Origin of the sequence: Rhodococcus sp. NCIMB 12038 (assembly GCF_002165735.1) — a bacterium.
Classification (GTDB): domain Bacteria; phylum Actinomycetota; class Actinomycetes; order Mycobacteriales; family Mycobacteriaceae; genus Rhodococcus_F.
This window is the reverse complement of the sequence record NZ_NHML01000032.1, coordinates 66357-87822: the sequence shown is the minus strand read 5'-3', so window position 1 is coordinate 87822 and position 21466 is coordinate 66357. Positions and strand designations below refer to the sequence as shown.

Below are 21466 nucleotides of genomic sequence, written 5' to 3'. Positions count from 1 at the left end.
GAGGACACTCCGTGGCCTACAACCTGGCAGACCTGTTCGAGCACTCCGTCGACGTGATGCCGGAGCGGGTGGCGCTGATCTGCGGCGCTCGCCGCGTCACGTACCGGGAATTGGAGGACCGCGCCAACCGGCTGGCCCATCACTTCCTGGACGCGGGACTGACCGCCGGTTCGCACATCGGCGTGCACCTGCACAATTCCATCGAGACCATGGAGACGCTGCTGGCGGCGTACAAGATTCGCGCGGTGCCGGTGAACATCAACTACCGGTACACCAGCGACGAACTCGCCTACGTGTACGGCAACGCGGAACTCGATGCCGTGGTCCACCATCGGGTCTACGCGCCGCGCATCGCGGAGGTCCTGCCCTCGCTGCCGAGGATCCGGCACGCCGTCGTCGTCGAGGACGATCTCGGCGGCGCCGGTCTGCCCAGCGACTCCGTCCCGTACGAGGAGGCGCTGTCCGGCAGCGGCGACCGCGACTTCGGCGAACGCAGTTCCGAAGACCTGTTCATGATGTACACCGGCGGCACCACGGGGCGTCCGAAGGGCGTGGTGTGGACGCACGAGGCCATCTGGCGCGTCCTCGCCGGTGGTCTCGACTTCTACACCGGTGAGGCGATCGACGACGAGTACCAGCAGTCGCGGGTCGGGGCGCAGGGGGAGCCGACGCTGTGGTTCGCGCTGCCCCCGCTGATCCACGCGGCCGCGATGATGCCGACGTTCACCGCGCTGTTCAGCGGAAACACGGTGCTGCTGGAATCGAAATTCGACGCCGACCGGACGTGGGAACTCGTCGAGCGGCACCGGGTGCAGATCCTAATCATCACCGGCGACGCGATGGGACGGCCGCTGATCGAGGCCCTCGATCCGGCCCGGACCGACACGTCGAGCCTCGGTGTCGTCGCGTCGGGCGCCGCGCTGTTCTCCCCGGTGATCAAGGACGCGTTCCTCGAGGCGTTCCCGGGGCTGCTGGTGTCCGATTCGATCGGCGCGTCCGAGACTGGTTTCGGGGGAATCGGTTTCGCGACCAAGGGGGAGACGCAGGTGGGTGGTCCACGGGTGCCGGCGGGGCGGTACGCGCTGGTGATCGACGACGCGGGTCGTCCCGTCGAACCCGGCTCCGGGATCGACGGCTGGTTCGCCAAGGGTGGGTACGTTCCGCTGGGCTACTACAACGACCCGGAGAAGACCCGGGAGATCTTCCGCGAGGTCGACGGACAACCGGTGGTCGTCACCGGCGACCGCGCGCGGATCGAGGCCGACGGGTCGATCACCCTGCTCGGGCGCGGCAACATGGTGATCAACAGCGGCGGCGAGAAGGTGTTCGCCGAAGAGGTCGAGAGCGCAGTGAAGGCGTACTGCGACGTCTACGACGCCATCGTGGTCGGCGTCCCCGACGAACGGTGGGGGCACCGGGTCTCCGCGGTCGTGCAGGCGCGCGACGGCCGGGGCGTCGACTTCGCCGGTCTCGAGGACCACGTGCGGCAGAGCCTGGCCGGCTACAAGATTCCGCGGCTGGTGTGGGTGGAGGACACCGTCCAGCGCACACCGAGCGGCAAACCCGACTACCGCTGGGCCCAGGGCGTCACCAAACAGCGCGACCCCGACCACCGCACGTGAGTGGCGAAGTGTGCTCCCGCACGCTTCGCCACTCACCTGGGGGTCAGGCGGGAGCGCGGACGACCAGGACCGTTCCCGGGAATTCGGCGGCGAGTTCCTGACGGCTGTGCTTCACGGCCGCGGTGCCGTAGCCCTTCTTCCGGGCGTCGGGGGAGATCCAGATCGCAACGTCGACCTCGCGTCCCGACAACTCGCCGAACACCATGCCGACGGCCGTGTTCTCCGCGGTGTCCTCACACACGAACCACGCGGCAGACTCGTCGTCGACCCGGCTCAGGCCCTCCGCACGTTCCTTCTCGACCCGCTCCTCGGACCATGGTGTGCCCGCGTCGTCGACCTGCTCGACGCAGCGGCGCCGGAACAGGGCGGCGTCCTCGTCGGTTTCGGTGAACGGGCGGAGGCGGAAGTTGCGGCCCGTGCTCGCAGGCCGGTCCGTCGCGGTCCACTCCAGTGTGGCGTCGAGGTCCTTCAGTTCCGACTGGATGCGGCGCCGCTCGACCTTGGTGAGGCGGCGGAACGTCAGGTTGAGGACGGCTTCCGCGTACGCCTCGGTCGTCTCGAGGAGTCCGGCGACAGTGGTGAGGGCCTCGGCGTGGTCCTCACTGTCGACGATGGCGTCGAGAACCTCGTGCCGCTGCTCGAGTGCGCGCAGCAGGACCGCGGTGAGCTCTCGACGGTCGTGTATCCGATCTTGAACCTGTGTACTCATCTGCAATTCCTCGCCCTCGGCCGTCGTACAAGTCCGTACGCGTCAATACTGCAAGATGTCCTCCGACATGGCACGCGTTACCCGACGGTACATACAACTGCTATCGGGGCGTGCAGACGACGACGGGGATCGTGCGCTCCGTCCACGCCTGGTAGTTGTCGAAGTCGGCGTACATGTCGACGAGCCGCGGCCACAGTCGCGCGCGTTCGTCGGGGTCGGCCACCTGGGCGGTCATCGGCCGGACCCGCGACTTCACCTGCACGGTCACCTGCGGGTTCGCGCGCAGGTTCAGGTACCACATCGGGTGCTTCGGGAGGCCGCCCTGCGACGCGACGAGGATGATGCGGTCGCCGTCCTCGAGGAACAGCAGCGGGCTGATCCGGGGTTCGCCGCTCTTGCGGCCGGTGGTGGTGAGCAGGCAGACGGGCAACCCGCGGGGGAAGGCGCTGCCCACCCGCCACTTGCTGCCCAGTCGCCCGCCCGTCCGCCGGTACAGCACGACGTTGACCTTCGACATCCACTTGATGAAGGAGACCGTCCACTTCGAGTCGAGACCGGGCGGCCGGGCGGCGGCGGGAGCATTCACGGGTGGCCCTAGATCCGCTCGATGATGGTGCCGGTGGCGAGCGCGCCGCCGGCGCACATCGTGATCAGGGCCGTCGACCCGTCGGTGCGCTCGAGTTCGTGCAGGGCCGTCGTGATGAGCCGGGACCCGGTGCTGCCCACGGGATGTCCGAGCGCGAGCGCGCCGCCGTTGACGTTCACCCTGTCCATGTCGGGCTCGTGCACCGACGCCCACGACAGCAGGACCGACGCGAAGGCTTCGTTCACCTCGAACAGGTCGAGGTCGCCGATCTTCATGCCGCTGCGTTCGAGGACGCGTGCCGTGGCCTGGACGGGTCCGTCGAGGTGGAATTCGGGTTCGGAACCGACGAGTGCCTGGGAGACGATGCGGGCCCGCGGTTTCAGGCCGAGGGCGCGCGCCCTGGCCTCGTCCATCAGCATGACGGCCGCGGCGCCGTCGGAGATCTGCGAGGACGTGCCCGCCGTGTGGATGCCGCCCTCGAGGACGGGCTTCAGCTTGGCGAGCGACTCCGCGGTGGTGTCGCGCAGACCCTGATCGCGGGTCACGACCCGGGTCTCACCGGTGAGGTTGCCGTCCTTGTCGACGACGGGTGCCGTCACCTGCAGCACCTCCCGGTCGAAACGTCCTTCGTCCCACGCCTGCTTGGCGCGGGCCTGCGACCGCACCCCGAGGGCTTCGACGTCGGCGCGGGTGATTCCGCGGCGGCGGGCGATGCGCTCCGCGGCCTCGAACTGATTGGGCATGTCGATGTCCCAGTCGGCGGGCCTGCGCGGGCCGGCGTTCTCCCCGACGTTCGCCCCGAGCGGCACCTGGCTCATGGCCTCGATGCCGCAGGCGATTCCGACGTCGATCGCGTCCGTGGCGATCAGGCCCGCGATCAGATGGTTGGCCTGCTGCGCGGAGCCGCACTGGCAGTCGATGGTGGTGGCACCGACCTGCCAGGGCAGTCCGGCGTGCAGCCACGCGGTCCGGGTGATGTTGTTCGATTGCGCGCCGGCCTGGGTGACGCAACCACCGATCACCTGCTCCACCAGTTCGGGGTCGATGCCGGAGCGGTCGAGGATGCCCCGCTGAGCGGCGCCGAGGATCTCGGCGGCGTGCAATCCGGACAGCCAGCCACCGCGCTTTCCGATGGGGGTGCGAACTGCCTCGACGATGACGGGTGTGCCCACGGCGGGCTCCTTTCCTTGTTCTCAGAAAATAGAACAGGTTCTGCTATCCGGGCAAGGTCTGAATGAGCTTTCCTTTGCTAGTCGCCCGGCTTGTGCTTCAATGCTAGTAGAACGTGTTCCACATCACTGAGTGGTGTATGGCTTAGGGCAGGAGACAGCAGTGGCGCAGCCCAATCTTCCAGAGGGTTTCGACTTCACCGACCCGGACATCTACGCAGAACGCATCCCCTACCAGGAGTTCGCCGAACTGCGGAAGACTGCGCCGATCTGGTGGAACCCGCAGCCGCCGGAGATCGGTGGCTTCCACGACGACGGCTACTGGGTCGTCAGCAAGCTCGAGGACGTCAAGGAGGTGTCGCGGCGCAGCGACGTCTTCTCCACCCACGAGAACACCGCGATCGTGCGCTTCGCCGACGACATCCCGCGCGAAAACATCGAGATGCAGCGTTTCATCCTCATCAACAAGGACGCTCCCGAGCACACGAAACTCCGCAAACTCGTCTCCCGCGGCTTCACGCCGCGCGCGATCAACAGCCTGCGCGAAGAACTCACCGAACGCGCCGAGCGGATCGTGAAGGCCGCCGCCGACTCGGGGGCCGGCGACTTCGTCACCCAGGTGGCATGTGAGCTTCCACTGCAGGCGATCGCCGAACTGCTCGGCGTGCCGCAGGAGGATCGACAGAAGGTATTCGACTGGTCGAACCAGATGACGGGCTACGACGACCCCGAACTGGACATCGACCCGAACGCCGCGTCGATGGAGATCCTCGGCTACGCGTACCAGATGGCGGACGAGCGCAAGAAGTGCCCCGCCGACGACATCGTCACGACGCTGATCGAAGCGGACATCGATGGAAATGAGCTCTCTCCCGAGGAATTCGGCTTCTTCGTGATCCTGCTGGCCGTCGCCGGAAACGAGACCACCCGCAATGCCATCACGCACGGCATGATGGCGTTCCTCGACCATCCCGATCAGTGGGAGCTCTACAAGAAGGAGCGCCCCAAGACGGCGGCGGACGAGATCGTCCGGTGGGCGACCCCGGTCAACTCGTTCCAGCGCACCGCGCTCGAAGACACCGAGCTCGGCGGCGTGCCCATCAAGAAGGGGCAGCGGGTCGTAATGCTGTACGGCTCCGCGAATTTCGACGAGGACGCGTTCGAGAATCCGGAGCAGTTCGACATCCTGCGGGAGAACAACCCGCACGTCGGATTCGGCGGCACGGGCGCGCACTTCTGCCTCGGCGCCAACCTCGCGCGCCTCGAGATCGACTTGATCTTCAATGCGATTGCGGACCACCTGCCCGATATCAGTAAGCTGGGAGATCCGCGTCGGTTGCGCTCGGGCTGGCTCAACGGTATCAAGGAGTTTCAGGTCGATTACAAGACTGCGTCAGGCGGTTGCCCGGTCAGGCACTGACCCCCCTGATTCAGCGGCGTCGGAGGGCACCCTCATCCTCTCCGACGCCGCTGTTCCCTTTCGCCGGCGTGGTGTCCGAGGGAAGGTGAGCCACCATGACCGTGCGGGCCGTCGTCGAAGGCTCGGGTGCCGGTTTCTCGGCCCCGGGTGATCCGAGCGTCACCGCCGCCCTCGGCGCGTTCCTTCGCCGCCTGGACACGGCGCCCCGCCTGCTCGGGTTCGGCGAGCCCATGCACGGGGAGGAGAGCTTTCTGCTGCTCCGCAATCAGATGTTCCGGTACCTCGTCGAACACGAGGGCTACCGCTCCCTCGCCATCGAAAGCAGTTGCCTGAAGGGGATACTCGTCGACTCCTTCGTGCGGGGCGCGAGCGGCCTGCCCCTCGCCGACGTCATGGCCCAGGGTTTCAGCCACGGCTTCGGCGAGTCCCGGGCCAACCGCGATCTGGTCGGATGGATGGCCGACTACAACAGCCGACGCGAACCGGGCGAGCACGTGCGGTTCTCCGGTTTCGACGCTCCCATCGAGATGACGTCCGCCGACAGTCCCCGACAGGCCCTGACCTTCCTCGACTCCTACCTGCGGACCCACCTCGACGAGCGGGACCTGCCCTGCACTCCGCACCGGATCTCCGCGCTGATCGGCGACGACGACCGCTGGAGCGACCCGGCCGTCGCCATGGACCCGACCCGATCCGTCGGCGCCACCGCCGAGGCCGGACAGTTGCGTCTGATCGCCGACGACCTGATGACGCTGCTGGCGTCGGAGGCGCCTCGCCTCGTCGCTGCGGGCACCCGAGACGAATGGTGGGAGGCCGAACTGCACGGCCGCGTCGCGACCCGCCTACTCAGCTACCACGCCGGAATGGCGGAGAACTCCCCACGCCGCATCGCGAGGCTTCTGGGTATCCGCGACACCCTCATGGCGGACAACCTGTCCGCGCTGGCGCGGCGGGAGGCCGATCGGGGCCCGACGTTCGTCTTCGCCCACAACGGCCACCTGCTGAAGGGCGAAACCCATTGGGATCTCGCCGGAATGCACCTGCAGTGGTCGTGCGCGGGCGCCCACCTGGACCTGCGGTTCGGCGACGCCTACACGGTCATCGGTTCCGCCGTCGGTGAGGCGCCCGGCCACGGCATCGGACAGCCGCCACCGGGCACCCTCGAGGATCGGCTCTTCGCGGTCGGCGAGAGTTGTCTCGTGCCTGCCGCGCCGGTGGCGGACGCTATCCGCGGTGCGGAGAAGCGCGCCGACGCGTCGGGCAACTCCACGTACTTCCCGCTGGACCCCGCGTGCCTCGGCGAACTCGACGCCGTCCTCTTCCTGCGGCACGTCGACGAGACCGCGGGGTGACCCGAACCCTCAGGCCTTGCGCAGTGTCTTCATCGCCCGCTCGACCTCCCAGAAGGCCCGCAGCGACGTGATCTTGCCTTCGTCGTTCACGCGGTAGACGAACACGCCCTCGGCGTCGATCTGCGATCCCGCCACCGTGGACCGGATGGTCCCGATGTTCACGTTCTCGTTGCCGCACACCAATGAATCGGTGATCAGGAATTCGAGCGATTCGGTGGTCGCGATCGTCATGTCGTAGAACCGGGAGATCGCGTCGAGGCCGTGATGACCCTTCCCCTCGGGGTCGAAACCCGAAGGGCCGACGGGATCTTCGACGCACGCGTCCTCGGCGAACAGGGCCAGCCACTCGTCCTTGCGCCTGCCGCTGGCCGCCGCGCGGGACGCCGCTCCGGCGAGTCGGGCAGGATGGTCGGTCGTCGTCATGTCCACACTCCTATCCGATGTACTGGTCGGCGAACTTGCGCAGCGACTCCTGCTTGGCGTCCAGGGGTCCGTCGAAGCCGATGCCGTCGAACACCCACGGGACGACGATCGTGTCGGTCACCCCGGCATCGGCCAGTTCGGCGTAACCGTCCTTGCCGAAACGGTCGATGCAGACGGTCTGGATCTCGTACGGCAGATCGGCGCGGCCGTACTCTTCCCGCAGTTCCCGCAGTCGCGCGATGACCTGGACGAGATCGTCGAACTTGATCATCGCCGACGTCCAGCCGTCGCCGACCCGGGCCGCGCGGCGCAGGGCCACGTCGGTGTGCCCGCCGACGTAGAACGGCACCGGCTTCGTCGGGGCCGGGCTCATCTGCAGGCGGTCGAAGTCGTAGAACTCGCCGTGATACTCCACCATCCCGCCGCCGAGGATCAGCTTGATGACGTCGATCATCTCGTCGACGCGTGCGCCGCGCTTCGCGTACGGCACCCCGCACCATTCGAATTCTTCCGGTGCCCAGCCGATCCCGACTCCGAAACCGAACCGGTTGCCGATCAGGTTCGCCACCGATCCCACCTGGCGGGCCAGGAGCACCGGATTGCGGGACCCCAGCTTGAGGACCTGGGTGTAGAACTCGATCTTCGACGTCACCGCGCCCATGGCGGCCGCCGCGATCAGCGGATCCACCCACGGCGTCTCCTCGGTCCACATCCGGGAGCCGTCCGGTGTGTACGGGTAGTCGGCGCTCTGCTTCTCCATGAAGAACAGCGAGTCGGGGAGTGCGATGGACGAGAACCCGCACTCCTCGGCGGTTTTCGCGAGAGCCGGCAACTGATCGAGGGGATTCATGGCGATGCCGACGGTGAATTTCACTGGTGACGTCCCTACTACTAGTTGTTCGGCCGGTCGGAACCGACCACCCACATCGAGAAGTACTGCGAACCGCCGCCGTAGGCGTGGCCGAGTGCCTTGCGTGCGTCCTTCACCTGATGGTCGCCGGCGCGGTGCATCACCTGCATCGCCGCCTCGGCGAACCGGATCATCCCGGAGGCGCCGATCGGGTTGGACGACAGGACGCCGCCGGACGCGTTGAGCGGGAGCCGGCCGCCGATGGCCGTCTCGCCGGCCTCGGTGAGCTTCCAGCCCTCACCCTCGGCGACGAAGCCCAGATTCTCGAGCCACATCGGTTCGAACCAGGAGAAGGGGACGTAGATTTCGGCCACGTCGATCTCGTCGAGCGGATCCTCGATGCCCGCAGCCTTCCACAGCGCGGCCGACGCGTCCCGGCCGGCCTGGGGATTCACCTGGTCGCGTCCGGCGAACGTGGTGGGCTCGGTGCGCATCGCGGTCGCGTGAATCCACGCCACCTCATGACCGTCCGCGACGACCTGCTCGGCGGCCTCCTCGTTTCCGATCACCAGCGCGCAGGCGCCGTCCGAGGACGGGCAGGTCTCGTCGTAGCGGATGGGATCCCACAGCATCCGCGAGGACTGCACCGATTCGAGGGTGATGTCGGGTTGCTTGAGGTGGGCGTACGGGTTGAGGCTGCCGTTCAGCCGGTCCTTCACCGCCACCATCGCGCCGATGTGATCGGGTGCGCCGGACCGCCGGATGTACGAGCGGACGTGCGGGGCGAAGTACCCGCCCGCGCCTGCGCCGACCGGCATGTGGAACGGAATCGGGGTGGACAGCGCCCACATGGCGTTCGACTCGGACTGCTTCTCCCACGCCACCGTCAGCACCCGCTTGTGCACCCCCGACGTCACGAGGCTCGCCGCCACGCACGCGGTCGAACCGCCGACCGAGCCCGCCGTGTGCACACGCAGGAGCGGTTTTCCGTTGGCGCCCAGTGCGTCCGACATCGCGAGCTCCGGCATCATCGACCCCTCGAACAGGTCCGGTGCCTTGCCGACCACGACGGCGTCGATATCGTCCCAGCCCACCCGCGCGTCGTCCATCGCGCGGTCGATCGCCTCGCGCACCAACCCGGCCATGGACACGTCGTGCCGTTTCGCCACGTAATGGGTCTGACCGGTGCCCAGTACGGCGGCCAATTGCTTCGCCATCAGTTGCGTCCCTCCAAGACTGCGACCAGATTCTGTTGCAGCACAGCACCACTCGTGGCATGCGCCAGCGTGCGCCCGGCGTTGCCGTCCATGATGGCCTTGGCTGCGTAACCTATGCGTTCCAGACCCGCGGAGAACATCGGGTTCCCGCTCAGCGGGCCACCCGACGGGTTGATCGTCGTCGCATCGGACAGTCCGATGGCCTCGCGGAGGATCAGTTCCTGATGGGTGAACGGTCCGTGCAGTTCGGCCACGTCGAGACCGCCGACGTCCCCGCCGGTGGCGGCGCGGGCGGCGGCCGTCGTCGACGGCGAGACCGTCAGGTCGCGGGCGCCGAACCCGGGCGAGTCGATCCGATGGTCGACCCCGGTGATCCAGGCCGGCCGCTCGCACAGTTCACGCGCGCGGTCGCCTGCCGCGAGCACGACTGCGGCGGCGCCGTCCGTGATCGGTGCGCAGTCGTGGGCGCGCAACGGATCCGCGACGAACGGGCTGGCGAGAAGTTCGTTGATGTCGACGTGCCCCGACAACTGGGTGTTCGGGTTGCTCTCGGCCGCGGCCCGGCTGCGCGCGGCTACCGCCGCCATCTCCTCGGACGTCCACTTCCCGGCGTCGAGTCCGAGACGCGCCTGCAGTCCGGCGAGCGACACCGAGTCGAGGGACAGTGGCGCGACCAGGTAGGGGTCGAGTTGCATCGAGAGGATCTTGCGGAGATTGCCCGCCGACGACTTGCCGAAGCCGTAGACCAGGGCGGTGTCGACCTCGCCGGTCATGATCTTGATCCAGGCCTCGTAGAACGCCCAGGCCGCGTCCATCTCGACGTGTGACTCGTTGATCGGCGGCACCGCGCCGATCGAGTCGACGGCCGAGATGAAGGAGAACGAACGGCCGGCCAGGTAGTCCGAGGAGCCCGAGCACCAGAAGCCGATGTCGGACTTCGTGATTCCCAGCTCCTCGTAGAGCTGCTGGAAGCAGGGAACCAGCATCTCGACGCCGTTGGTGGTGCCGGAGGTCTCGCGCACGTGCGGTGCGTGCGCGAACCCGACGACTGCGATATCTGTCATTGTGCCGCGCCCTTACAGGTGGTGTTTGTAGGTGTCGTACTCGGCGTCGGGTTCGCCCGTCGGCCGGAAGTACTCGATGTTCTCGAGCGTGTAGTCCCACTCCTCGCGTGGCTTCCACTTGGCCTCCACGCGCATGCCCATCCGCACGTCGGCGGCGTCGCAGTCGAGGATCAGGTGCAGGAACGCGATGTCCGCGCCGTCGAGCAGGACGTAGGCGGCGACGTACGGCGGCGTGATCCGCTGCCCGAGGAAGGGAACGTTCACGATGCAGAACGTCGTGACGATGCCCCGGTCCGGCAGTTCCACCTGCTCCTTCGTCGGGATGCCGTCGGTGGGGTTGGCGCTGCGCGGCGGGATGTACACCTTGCCGCCCGGCCCGTAGCGCCCACCGATCAGCTTGCCCTCCTTCAGCCCTCGGAGGTAGAAGCTCTCCTCGGCGGACGCGGAGTGCAGGTAGTCGAGATCGATCGGCATCGTGACCATCGTGACCGGTTCCGACTTCGAGTCCGGTCCGGATTCGCCGGTCGACTCCCCAGGTTCGAAGCACACGATGTCCTGGATCCGCCCGACGCGATCCTGCGCCCACCGTGCCCGCACCCGCATGCCCGTGCTCATCCCGGCGGGGGAGTCGACGTCCACGGCATGCACCAGCGACGTGTCGGCGCCGTCCAGCTTGATCAGCGCCCACGCGAACGGGGTGGTGAGTGGCTGTCCGGCAATCGGATCCGGCATCCACGTCCAGCTCACCACGGTCCCGGCGTCGGAGACCCCAACGAAGTCGGTGAGGGGTTCGGCGGTGTTCGGGTCGAATTCGGGCGGTGGGACGTAGACGCGTCCGTCCGAGCCGCGGGCGCCGATGACCTTACGGTCGCGCAGCGCGGTCACGAAGGCTCCGACGGTCGGGCCCACCGATCGGGTGTAGTCGAATTGAAGTTTCAGCGGGGCGCTCAACGGTTCGTTCGAGAATTTTTCGGCCACCGCGCTCTTTCCCATGCTCACAACTTCGAGTAGAACAGGTTCTAGTGTTTGTGGCAAGGGTCACTTCTGACGACGGTCGATGCGGAGGCACACGATGAAGCTCGGGTTGCAACTGGGATACTGGGGCGCACAGCCGCCGGCGAACGCCCCGGAGTTGATCGCCGCCGCCGAAGCCGAAGGATTCGACGCCGTCTTCGCCGCCGAATCGTGGGGATCCGACGCCTTCACCCCCCTCGCCTGGTGGGGTTCGAGCACCGAACGTGTCCGGCTCGGCACGTCCGTCGTCCAGATCTCGGCACGCACACCCACCAGCACCGCCATGCACGCCCTCACCCTCGACCACCTCAGCGGCGGCCGCGCGATCCTCGGACTCGGCGTCTCCGGACCGCAGGTCGTCGAAGGCTGGTACGGGCAGCCGTTCACCAAACCGCTCGCCCGCACCCGCGAATACGTCTCCATCGTCCGCAAAGTGCTGTCGCGGCAGGAACCCGTCACCAGCGACGGCCCGCACTTCCCCCTGCCCTACACCGGTCCCGGCAGCACCGGCCTGGGGAAACCACTCAAGCCCATCACCCACCCGCTCCGCCCCGACATCCCGATCTGGCTCGGCGCCGAAGGCCCCAAGAATGTCGCGCTCACCGCCGAGATCGCCGACGGCTGGCTCGCCATCTACTACTCACCCCGCCTCGCCCCCATGTACAACGAATGGCTCGACGAAGGCTTCGCCCGCCCCGGCGCCCGGCGCACCCGCGAAGACTTCGAAGTGGCGGCCACCTGCCAGGTCATCGTCACCGACGACCGGGACGCCGCCATCGCCGGCCTCAAACCGATTACCGCCCTGTACGTCGGCGGCATGGGCGCCCCCGAACTCAACTTCCACGCCCAGGTCTACACCCGCATGGGCTACGGCGAGCAGGTCGAAGAAATCGGGCGCCTCTTCCGCGCCGGCCGCAAGGACGAAGCCGCCGCCGTCGTCCCCGACGAAATGGTCACCGAAACCATGATCATCGGCAACGTCGACGAAGTCCGCGCCGACGTCAAACGCTGGGCCGACGCCGGCGTCACCATGCTCCTCGTCTCCTGCCGCGACGCCGACCACGTCCGCGAACTGTCCGCCGCGGTCCTCGGCTGACCTCCCGCGCGCCACTGACCTCCCGCGCGCCGGGCGAATGTACCTTTCGGCGCACCTGAGGCGCTGAAAGGTACATTCACCTGCGCGCGTCGAGCATCCGGACCGTCGGCCGGGGGCGGGACGACGCCAGTTCGTAGTGCGACCGGAGGTCGGTGATCACGCGGTCGGGGTCGTCGCGGACGGCGCTCGGCAGCGTCGGAAGGACGATGATGCCGTGGTTCTGCATCCGGGTGCGGCGCTCGACGGTCGATTTGTACGCCTTGGGCGCCAGATGCCAGTCGAGAGAGTCGATGTCCCACGCGAACGCGACCTCGTCGATCCACCCGTCCGGCATGGCTATGAACTGCCCGGCGGCGTCGACGATCCTGCGGTTGAAGACCATTGGAGGTAATCCGCTACGCAGCCACAGTCTGCGGGCCTCGGCCTCGGGCACCGAGTGGACGTCGGCGCTCACCTCGCGCAGTACGGCGCGGGGGAGTGCTGCGCCGCGGCCGCTGCCCGAGTCCAACTCCGCGATCAGCTCGGCGACGCTCACCTCGCCCCGCTGGACGACCTCGGCGATGAGGGATCGAGTGCTGTCGAGGGTGCGGCACCGTCGCGCCGCGTCGAGCAACGCGCGCGGAAGCGGCGCGCAGGGAAGTCCGTTGCGCGTCACCGGTACCGGCAACCTCGTCGTACGTTCGACGAGAACGAAGCCCGTGGACTGCACTCGCCGGTGCGTGGCGATCAGGACGTGGGCATCACCGGAGTACGACGTTCCGTAGCCGTACTCGTGCAGCGCGGCACGACCGGTGAGGACTGCGTTCTCACCGCTGAGCACGATCGCCGCCACTGCACGCTGACGCGCAGTGGGGTGGCCGTTGCCGAGCATCACGACGCCCGGAAGGAGGCGTTGCCACGGTCCGCCCGGACGGCATCGAGCGTCGATCGCCGAATTCGGCACACCCCATCGCCTCAACTCGGCGGTGCGGATGATTCCGGACCGGCTCACTCCGTACAGGTCTTCGAGGCGATGCCACCACTCTCCGCGTCGCATGGAGTCGATCATGGCCCACCCGACGTCGGCGGCAGTCCCGGTCACCAGGCGTTCTAATGTGGCCTGTGGATAACTAGAGGCTGTGGATAACCGTCACACGCTGGGCGAATGTACCTCTCGGCGCCTCAGATGCGCTGAAAGGTACATTCGCCCGGCGGGAAGGGATCGAGGTCAGCGGCCCTCGAACTTCGGCGCCCGCTTTTCGGAGAAGGCGCGGGGGCCTTCCTTCGCGTCGGCGCTCTTGAAGACCTCGGTGCCGAGGGCGGCGTCGATCTGGAAGGCCTCTTCCTCGTGCATGCCTTCGGTGTCGCGGATGGTCTTCAGGATAGCCTGGACGGCGAGGGGGCCGTTGGCGGAGATGAGGTCGGCGAGTTCGAGGGCCTTGTCGAGGGCTTGGCCGTCGGGGACGACGTGCCCGATGAGCCCGATCTCCTTGGCCTCGGGGGCCTTGATGTGACGTCCGGTGAGGAGGATGTCGGCGGCGACGGTGTACGGGATCTGCCGGACGAGGCGGACGGCGGAGCCGCCGAGGGGGAAGAGTCCCCATTTCGCTTCGGAGACACCGAATTTGGCGCTCTCTCCGGCGACTCGGATGTCGGTGCCCTGCAGGATCTCGGTGCCGCCGGCGATGGCGGGACCCTCGACTGCGGCGATGAGGGGTTTGGTGAGGCGCCGACCCTTGAGCAGCGCCTCGATCTTCGACAGGTCCCAGCCGCCCCCCGAAAAAGAGTCGCTGGGGTGCTGCGACGTCATGGCCTTGAGGTCGGCGCCGGCGCAGAAGGCGCCGCCGGCGCCGGTGAGGATGGCGACCCGAATGTCCGGGTCGGAGTCGACCTGGTCCCACGCGTCCCGCATGATCGCCATCATTTCGCCGGACAGCGCGTTCTTCGCCTCGGGGCGGTTCATCGTGACGATCAGGACGTGCCCGCGTTTCTCGACGAGGCAGTGCGGCGACTGTGCCGAAATGTCGGATTTCTCGGTCGTTGTAGAGGACACTGAAGTCTCCCGAAGGGTGTGTGAGCTGGCTCTCAAATTAGGTCTTGCCAGAAACGGTAACACGTTCTACTTTGTTGACGTGGCCCTTAATATCGCAGACCTCGTAGAGCACGCAATCGACCTCGTTCCGGACCGCGTCGCGTTGGTGTCCGACGACCGGGAAGTGACGTACGCGCAGATGGAGGAGAGGGCCAATCGCCTCGGCCACTACCTGCGCGAACAGGGTGTCCGGCCCGGTGACAAGGTGGGCATCTACTGCCGGAACCGCATCGAGGCCATCGAGGCCATGGTGGCGGTCTTCAAGATCCGTGCGGTGATGGTGAACGTCAACTACCGCTACATCGAGAACGAGTTGCAATACATCTTCGACAATTCAGACATGGTCGCGCTCGTTCACGAACGCCGGTACTCCGACAAGGTGGCGAACGTGCTCCCCGAGACGCCGCTCCTGAAGACCACCGTCGTGGTCGAGGACGGCACCGATCTCGACTACGAGGGTGTCGAATACGAGGCCGCGCTGGCGCAGGGTTCCCCCGACCGCGACTTCGGCGAGCGCAGCAACGACGACCTGTACATGCTCTACACCGGTGGCACCACCGGAAAGCCGAAGGGCGTCATGTGGCGTCACGAGGACGTCTGGCGGGTGCTCGGTGGCGGCATCAACTTCATGACCGGTGAATACGTCGAGGACGAGTGGGATCTCGCGAAGCTGGGCGCGGAAAGCCCCGGCATGACCCGTTTTCCGATCCCGCCGATGATCCACGGCGGCAGTCAGTGGGCGGTGTTCCAGAGTCTGTTCGGCGGCGGAAAGTGTGTCATGCACCCCGAATTCGACGGCCACGACGTGTGGCGGATCGTCGATCAGCACAAGGTCAACCTCATCTTCATCACCGGCGACGCGATGGCGCGCCCGATGCTCGACGCACTGGTGGAAGGCAACGAGGCGAGCGGCGAACCCTACGACCTGTCGTCGCTGTTCCTGATGGCGAGTTCGGCGGCGCTCTTCTCGCCCAGCATCAAGGAGAAGTACCTCGAACTGCTGCCCAACCGGATGATCACCGACTCCATCGGTTCGTCCGAGACCGGGTTCGGCGGCCTCAGTGTGGTCGCGAAGGGCGACTCGCACGGTGGCGGCCCGACGGTGAAGATCGACGCGTCCACCTCCGTCCTCGGCGAGGACGGCAACCCGGTGGAGCCCGGCTCCGGCGTCGTCGGCATCCTGGCGCGCAAGGGGCACATCCCGATCGGCTACTACAAGGACGAAGAGAAGACCAAGGCCACGTTCAAGGAGATCAACGGCATCCGCTACTCCATTCCCGGCGACTTCGCGCAGGTGGAGGCGGACGGAACGGTGACGATGCTCGGCCGCGGTTCGGTATCCATCAACAGTGGCGGCGAGAAGATCTTCCCCGAGGAGGTCGAGGGCGCACTCAAATCGCATCCCGACGTCTTCGACGCCCTGGTGGTCGGCATCCCCGACGAACGCTTCGGCCAGCGGGTGGCCGCCGTCATCCAGACCCGCGGTGCGACGCGCCCGAGTCTGCACGAGATTGCCGACGCGGCACGCAAGGAGATCGCGGGATACAAGGTTCCGCGCAGTCTCTGGTTCGTCGACGAGATCAAGCGCTCGCCGGCGGGCAAACCCGACTACCGCTGGGCGAAGGAACAGACCGAGACCCGGCCGGCCGACGACCACAACGGCAACGGTTCGCCCGAAAGCACAACCATGGAAAGTCGGGGCGCGTAAATGCATACGAGTTTGAGCGAGAAGTTCGGCATCGAGTACCCGGTGTTCGGGTTCACGCCGTCCGAACACGTGGCGGCGGCGATCTCCCGGGCCGGCGGCCTGGGAGTGCTCGGCTGCGTCCGGTTCAACGATCCGGAGGAACTCGAGTCCGTCCTGTCGTGGATGGACGAGAACACCGACGGCAAGCCGTACGGCGTCGACATCGTGATGCCCGCGAAGGTGCCCACCGAGGGCACGTCGGTGGACCTGGAGTCGCTGATCCCGGCGGAACACCGCGCGTTCGTCGACCGGACGTTGTCCGAACTGGGGGTGCCGCCGCTGGATTCGGGTGCCGAACACGCGACGGGCGTGCTCGGCTGGCTGCATTCGGTGGCGCGGTCGCACGTGGACGTTGCTCTGAATCATCGAATTGCGTTGATCGCCAACGCCCTCGGTTCACCCCCGAAAGACGTCATCGACCAGGCCCACGAGAAGGGTGTTCCAGTGGCCGCGCTGGCCGGCGCCGTGGAGCACGCTCGCAGGCACGTCGCGAACGGTGTCGACATCGTCATCGCGCAGGGGTACGAGGCGGGTGGGCACACCGGTGAGATCGCGTCGATGGTGCTGGTTCCCGAGATCGTCGATGCCATCGGTGATTCCACCGCCGTCCTTGCGGCCGGTGGTATCGGCAGCGGACGCCAGGTGGCCGCGGCGCTGTCGCTGGGAGCGTCGGGGGTGTGGATGGGGTCGTACTGGCTCACCACGTCCGAGTACAAACTCGGCAGCGCGTCGGCGGAGGGCCCGTCCGCGATCCAGCGCGCTCTCCTCGGGGCGACGTCGGCGGACACGGTGCGGTCCCGGATCTACTCGGGCAAACCCGCGCGCCTGCTCAAGACCAAGTGGACCGACGCCTGGTCGAAGCCGGACGCGCCCGCGCCGCTGCCGATGCCGCTGCAGAACCTGCTGGTCAGCGAGGCGCATCAGCGGATCGCGGCGTCCGAGAACCCGGACGTCGTGGCGATGCCGGTAGGGCAGATCGTCGGGCGGATGAACGAGATCCGGCCGGTGGCCGAGGTGATGGACGAACTGGTCAAGGGCTTCGACTCGGCGGTCTCGCGCCTCGACAGCTTCCGGTAGGTGAGTGGCACGGTGTGCGTCAGCACACCGTGCCACTCACCTGGGAGTAGCGGTCTCCGGCGAGGACCCACACCGGATCGGTGCACTGCGTGGCCTCGGCGCTCAGCACGCGGGTGAGCACCTTGAACGTGGCCGTCCGCGGGAACTCCGCGCACACCCGGATCAGAGTCGGGCGCTGCTTCGGACCCAGATCGGATTGTGCGTCGAGGAAGTCCGCGAACGCCACAGGATCGAAATCCCGGGTCGGTATGACGGCCGCCATCACCCGGTCCCCGACCTCGACGTCGGGCACCCCGTACACCGTCACCTGGGCGAAGCCGTCGTATCGCAGGAGGATGCGTTCGATGGGGGCCGAACCGAGGTTCTCGCCGTCGACACGCAGCCACCCGGAACTGCGGCCCGCGAAGTAGACGAATCCGTCGGCGTCCCGGTAGGCGAGGTCGCCGCTCCAGTACTTTCCGTCGCGGATCCGCTCGGCATCGGCCTCGGGGTTCTTGTAGTAGCCCGCGAACGCCCCCGACCCCGCGACATTGACGAGTTCACCCGTCGCGGCCTCGGCGTTGACGACCCGGCCGGCCGTATCGAATTCGGCAGGCGGGCAAGGATCACCGGTGTCGGGATCGAGGACCGCGACACCGTCGGGGAGCCTGCCCAGAGAACCCGCCGGCGTCCCGGGTGCCGAGGAGATGGCGATGCCGCCCTCGGTGGAGCCGAACCCGTCGATCACCGCGGTGCCGAACCGACGCGCGAACGCTGCGACCGCGGGCGCGGACCCCTCGTTGCCGTACATCACCCGCAGGGTGTTGTCGGCGTCGTCGGGCATTTCGGGAGTCGCCAGCACATACGACAGCGGCTTTCCGACGTAATTGGCGTACGTGACGCCGAACCTCCGCACGTCGGACAGGAAGTTCGACGCGGAGAACTTGCGCCGCAACGCAATCGAGCTGTGTCCCGCGAGCGCCACGGACCACGCCGCCATCATGGCATTCGAATGGAACATGGGCATCGACATGTACACGACGTCGTCCGGGGACAGCGCGAACCGCTCGGCGAGCATGACGCCGGGTCCGGTGATCTTCGCGTGCGTGCACCGCACCGCCTTCGGGTCGCCGCTCGTGCCCGACGTGAAGATGAGCATGAACAGGTCTTCGGGCGCGGCGGCCCTCGGCGTGCAGTCGGGGCGTTCCCCGGCGAGCAGATCGGACCATGCCGGTGAATCCACGTCGACGACGGGAACACCGGCGTCGACACCGTCCAGCAGGGCGGACCGGCCGGATTCGGTGAAAACCACCTGGCAGTCGGCCAGCGCGATGTCGCGGGCCAGCGCCTCCCCGCGCCGAGTGGTGTTGAGTCCCACGAGCACGGCGCCGGACAGCGCCGCCGCCCCGGCGAGGAGGGAGAACTCGGGGACGTTGTCCATCAGAACCCCGAAGTGCCGGGGCCGTTGCGCGTCGAGGAGGTCGTCGAGAATCGCGGCGCGGCGCAGGCTCGCCCGCACATGTTCGGACCACGACACGAACCGGTCCTCGAAGTACAGGCCCTGCGCGCCGGAATCCGCGACACCGAGCAGCAGGTCCGACACGGTCCGGGCAAGCGTGACGGTCATGCCGGGACAGTGGCCAGTTCGGCGCCGAGGACCCGCAACTGCTGCGTGGCCGAACCGAGCCGGAACTCGAGCGCCTTGGCGGCGAGGAAGTAGCGGTGCACGGGGTGGTCTTCGTCGAGTCCGACGCCGCCGTGGACGTGGACGAGGGTGTGGGACACCCGGTGTCCGGCGTCGGACGCCCAGAAGTTGGCGGTCTGGACGTCGCCTTCGCTGGGCAGTCCCTCGCTGAGCCGCCACGCCGCCTGCCACAGTGTGAGCCGGACGCCCTTCACGTCGATGTAGCCGTCGGCGAGTCGCTGGGCCACGGCCTGGAAGCTGCCGATGGGCCTGCCGAACTGCACCCGCTCCCGGGCGTAGGCCGCGGTGAGTTTCAACGATTCGTCGAGGACGCCGTACTGGTACGCGCACGCGCCGAGCGTGCCGCGCTCGACGATCCAGTCGACGATCTCGCGGCCCTGCTCGACGCTGCCGAGAATGCGGTCCCCGGTCAGCGACACTCCGCGGAGGGTCACCTCACCGACGCTGGCCAGGTCGACGGTCTGCTGGCGGGTGACGGTCACCCCAGCGTCGTCCGGGCGGACGAGGAAGACCGCGACCCCGTCCGGGGTGGTTGCCGGGACCAGGAAGAGATCGGCGGACGGTGCCGCGTCGACCACGATCTTGGTGCCGTCGAGGGTCCAGCCGTCCGCGCCGGGTTCGGCACGGGTCGTGGGCGTAGCCGGGTTGTCGCCCAGTTCCTCGTCGAGCGCCACCGTGAGGATCTTCTCGCCTCTCGCTGCCGGAGTGCCCCAGTCGGAGCGCTGCTGTTCGTTTCCATACTGCGCGAGCGCCCCGGCCGCCATCACGATCGACGACAGGTAGGGGACCGCCGCCACGGCACGGCCCAGTTCGACGAGGATGCTGCACTGCTCGAGGACGCCGAAACCGTCGCCGCCCACCGATTCCGGCAGCGCGGCACTGAGGACGTCCGACGACGCGAGCGCGGACCACAGCCGGCGATCGAGACGGTCCTCCGCCGCGTCGAGTTCGCGCAGCCGGTCGTTGGTGACGAGATCCGAGACGATTCCTCGGGTGAGCCCGGCAAGATCCTGCTGGGCCTCGGTGGGAGTGAAGTCCATGGTGGTAGTCCTAACGCTTCGCGGGGGGCAGGCCGAGGGCGGTCATGGCGATGATGTCGCGCTGCACCTCGTTGGTTCCGCCGCCGAACGTGAGGATCAGCGACGACCGGTGCATCCGCTCGAGCCGCCCCCGCAGCAGGACGCCGGGGGAGTTCTGCCGCAGCGTGGCGGACGGTCCGAGGATCTCCATCAGCAGCCGGTACGCCTCCGTGGCGAACTCCGTGCCGTACACCTTGTTAGCCGACGCCGCCTCCGGGCCGGGAGCGTGCGCTGAATCATCCCCCGTCGCTTCGCTCGCCCCGGTGGAGGAGGCGATCTCCCAGTTCATCAACTTGAGGTACTCGGCCTTCGCGTGGACGCGGGCGAGATTGATCTGCACCCACTCCTGGTCGATGACGCGGCGGCCGTCCGGCAGCTTGGTGTTCTGCGCCCATTCGCGCACCTCTCGCTGGGCGGTGAGGACCGGCCCGGCGGACGTCAGGGCGACGCGTTCGTGGTTGAGCTGGTTGGTGATCAGCGCCCAGCCGCCGTGTTCGGGGCCGACGAGCGCGGACGAGGGCACCCGGACGTCCTGGTAGTAGGTGGCGCTGGTGTCCGGTCCCGCCATCGTGTGGACGGGGGTGTACGAGAAGCCTTCGGCGGTGGTCGGGACGATCAGCATGCTGATGCCCTTGTGCTTCTTCGCGTCGGGGTCGGTGCGGCACGCCAGCCACACGTAGTCGGCGTACGCGATCAGACTCGTCCACATCTTCTGGCCGTTGATGACGTAGTCGTCGCCGTCCTTGACGGCGGTGGTGCGGAGGCTGGCGAGGTCGGTGCCCGCTTCGGGCTCGGAGTAGCCGATGGAGAAGTGCAGTTCGCCGGCCGAGATCCTGGGAAGGAAGAACGATTTCTGCTCGGGGGTGCCGAAATGCATGATCGTCGGCGCCACCGAGTTGATGGTGAGGAAGGGGACGGGGGCGCCCGCGATGGCCGCCTCGTCGGTGAAGATCAGCTGTTCCATGGCGGATCGTTCCTGGCCGCCGTACTCCTTGGGCCACCCGAGTGTCAGCCAGCCGTCCCTGCCCATCTGGGCGACGACGTCGCGGTAGACGTTGCCCTCGCCGTATTCGCCGGTGGTGGCGGCCAGTGCCTCTCGACGCTCCGGCGTCATCAGCTTCGCGAAGTACGCGCGCAGCTCTTCCCGCAGCTGTTGCTGCTGCGGTGTGTACGTGATGTGCATCGAAATACCTCTCCGGTCCGAGAGCGAAATCAGCTGAAATCTGGCACAGGTTCCAGTCTCTGCGGTGCATCGGCGGGGTCGGCTCGGGCCGGCCCCGGAGCGT

The 21466-nt window shown here is 67.6% G+C and carries 19 protein-coding genes; 6 read left to right on the top strand and 13 right to left on the bottom strand.

The features are described 5' to 3' along the window. The first annotated feature begins 11 nt into the window (after positions 1 to 11). Positions 12 to 1622 (top strand): acyl-CoA synthetase, encoded by a 1611-nt coding sequence (locus CA951_RS34490; RefSeq protein ID WP_087561146.1) that lies wholly within the window; start codon positions 12 to 14, stop codon positions 1620 to 1622. Between the two features lie 43 nt (positions 1623 to 1665). Here CA951_RS34490 and CA951_RS34485 read toward each other — a convergent pair whose 3' ends face one another. The 3 genes from CA951_RS34485 to CA951_RS34475 all read right to left on the bottom strand — a co-directional run bounded on the left by CA951_RS34485 (position 1666) and on the right by CA951_RS34475 (position 4089). Then, a complete protein-coding gene (locus CA951_RS34485; RefSeq protein ID WP_087561145.1) occupies positions 1666 to 2331 on the bottom strand; it encodes a GNAT family N-acetyltransferase in 666 nt (221 codons plus the stop codon). A gap of 100 nt (positions 2332 to 2431) precedes the next feature. Beyond that, positions 2432 to 2917: a nitroreductase family deazaflavin-dependent oxidoreductase gene (locus CA951_RS34480; protein WP_087561144.1), complete on the bottom strand. Its 486-nt coding sequence runs from the start codon at positions 2915 to 2917 to the stop codon at positions 2432 to 2434. A gap of 8 nt (positions 2918 to 2925) precedes the next feature. Then, entirely contained in the window at positions 2926 to 4089 is a 1164-nt protein-coding gene (locus CA951_RS34475) for a steroid 3-ketoacyl-CoA thiolase (protein WP_087561143.1), read from the bottom strand. 160 nt (positions 4090 to 4249) lie between these two features. On the opposite strand from CA951_RS34475, the gene CA951_RS34470 reads away from it, so the two are divergent. Continuing rightward, a complete protein-coding gene (locus tag CA951_RS34470; protein ID WP_087561142.1) occupies positions 4250 to 5506 on the top strand; it encodes a cytochrome P450 in 1257 nt (418 codons plus the stop codon). A gap of 95 nt (positions 5507 to 5601) precedes the next feature. Beyond that, on the top strand, positions 5602 to 6858 hold the full coding sequence (locus CA951_RS34465) for an erythromycin esterase family protein (RefSeq protein WP_087561141.1): 1257 nt from the start codon (positions 5602 to 5604) through the stop codon (positions 6856 to 6858). A 9-nt stretch (positions 6859 to 6867) separates the two neighbouring features. Here CA951_RS34465 and CA951_RS34460 read toward each other — a convergent pair whose 3' ends face one another. The 5 genes from CA951_RS34460 to CA951_RS34440 are packed head-to-tail and all read right to left on the bottom strand — an operon-like array spanning position 6868 to position 11405. Continuing rightward, a complete protein-coding gene (locus tag CA951_RS34460) occupies positions 6868 to 7281 on the bottom strand; it encodes a nuclear transport factor 2 family protein (RefSeq protein WP_087561140.1) in 414 nt (137 codons plus the stop codon). 10 nt (positions 7282 to 7291) lie between these two features. Next, positions 7292 to 8155 carry a TIGR03619 family F420-dependent LLM class oxidoreductase gene (locus CA951_RS34455; protein WP_072947861.1) on the bottom strand — a complete coding sequence of 288 codons (864 nt, stop codon included), beginning with the start codon at positions 8153 to 8155 and terminating at the stop codon, positions 7292 to 7294. A gap of 17 nt (positions 8156 to 8172) precedes the next feature. Further along, positions 8173 to 9348, bottom strand: a complete 1176-nt coding sequence (locus tag CA951_RS34450; RefSeq protein ID WP_087561139.1) for a thiolase domain-containing protein — start codon at positions 9346 to 9348, stop codon at positions 8173 to 8175. Then, positions 9348 to 10412 carry a thiolase domain-containing protein gene (locus tag CA951_RS34445; RefSeq protein ID WP_087561138.1) on the bottom strand — a complete coding sequence of 355 codons (1065 nt, stop codon included), beginning with the start codon at positions 10410 to 10412 and terminating at the stop codon, positions 9348 to 9350. The genes CA951_RS34450 and CA951_RS34445 overlap by 1 nt, the downstream gene beginning before the upstream one ends. Before the next feature lie 12 nt (positions 10413 to 10424). After that, entirely contained in the window at positions 10425 to 11405 is a 981-nt protein-coding gene (locus CA951_RS34440; RefSeq protein ID WP_087561137.1) for a Zn-ribbon domain-containing OB-fold protein, read from the bottom strand. A gap of 79 nt (positions 11406 to 11484) precedes the next feature. Here CA951_RS34440 and CA951_RS34435 point away from each other — a divergent pair, with 79 nt between their 5' ends. After that, entirely contained in the window at positions 11485 to 12522 is a 1038-nt protein-coding gene (locus CA951_RS34435) for an LLM class F420-dependent oxidoreductase (protein ID WP_087561136.1), read from the top strand. Positions 12523 to 12598: 76 nt separating this feature from the next. Here CA951_RS34435 and CA951_RS34430 read toward each other — a convergent pair whose 3' ends face one another. Beyond that, the gene (locus CA951_RS34430; protein ID WP_087561162.1) at positions 12599 to 13558 is read right to left on the bottom strand and encodes a hypothetical protein; all 960 of its coding nucleotides are present in this window, start codon (positions 13556 to 13558) and stop codon (positions 12599 to 12601) included. A 171-nt stretch (positions 13559 to 13729) separates the two neighbouring features. After that, positions 13730 to 14554 carry a crotonase/enoyl-CoA hydratase family protein gene (locus tag CA951_RS34425; RefSeq protein ID WP_087561135.1) on the bottom strand — a complete coding sequence of 275 codons (825 nt, stop codon included), beginning with the start codon at positions 14552 to 14554 and terminating at the stop codon, positions 13730 to 13732. A 79-nt stretch (positions 14555 to 14633) separates the two neighbouring features. On the opposite strand from CA951_RS34425, the gene CA951_RS34420 reads away from it, so the two are divergent. Together CA951_RS34420 and CA951_RS34415 are read left to right on the top strand one after the other, a co-directional pair. Then, complete coding sequence (locus CA951_RS34420) at positions 14634 to 16301, top strand: acyl-CoA synthetase (protein WP_087561134.1); 1668 nt, start codon at positions 14634 to 14636, stop codon at positions 16299 to 16301. Next, positions 16302 to 17417: a nitronate monooxygenase family protein gene (locus CA951_RS34415; protein ID WP_087561133.1), complete on the top strand. Its 1116-nt coding sequence runs from the start codon at positions 16302 to 16304 to the stop codon at positions 17415 to 17417. A 19-nt stretch (positions 17418 to 17436) separates the two neighbouring features. Here CA951_RS34415 and CA951_RS34410 read toward each other — a convergent pair whose 3' ends face one another. From CA951_RS34410 to CA951_RS34400, 3 genes are read right to left on the bottom strand one after another with little or no spacing between them, the layout of a single operon-like run. Further along, the gene (locus CA951_RS34410; protein WP_087561132.1) at positions 17437 to 19023 is read right to left on the bottom strand and encodes a long-chain-fatty-acid--CoA ligase; all 1587 of its coding nucleotides are present in this window, start codon (positions 19021 to 19023) and stop codon (positions 17437 to 17439) included. After that, positions 19020 to 20141 carry an acyl-CoA dehydrogenase family protein gene (locus tag CA951_RS34405; protein ID WP_087561131.1) on the bottom strand — a complete coding sequence of 374 codons (1122 nt, stop codon included), beginning with the start codon at positions 20139 to 20141 and terminating at the stop codon, positions 19020 to 19022. Before CA951_RS34405 ends, CA951_RS34410 begins: the two co-directional genes overlap by 4 nt. A gap of 10 nt (positions 20142 to 20151) precedes the next feature. Further along, positions 20152 to 21363: an acyl-CoA dehydrogenase family protein gene (locus CA951_RS34400; protein WP_087561130.1), complete on the bottom strand. Its 1212-nt coding sequence runs from the start codon at positions 21361 to 21363 to the stop codon at positions 20152 to 20154. Positions 21364 to 21466: the final 103 nt, after the last annotated feature.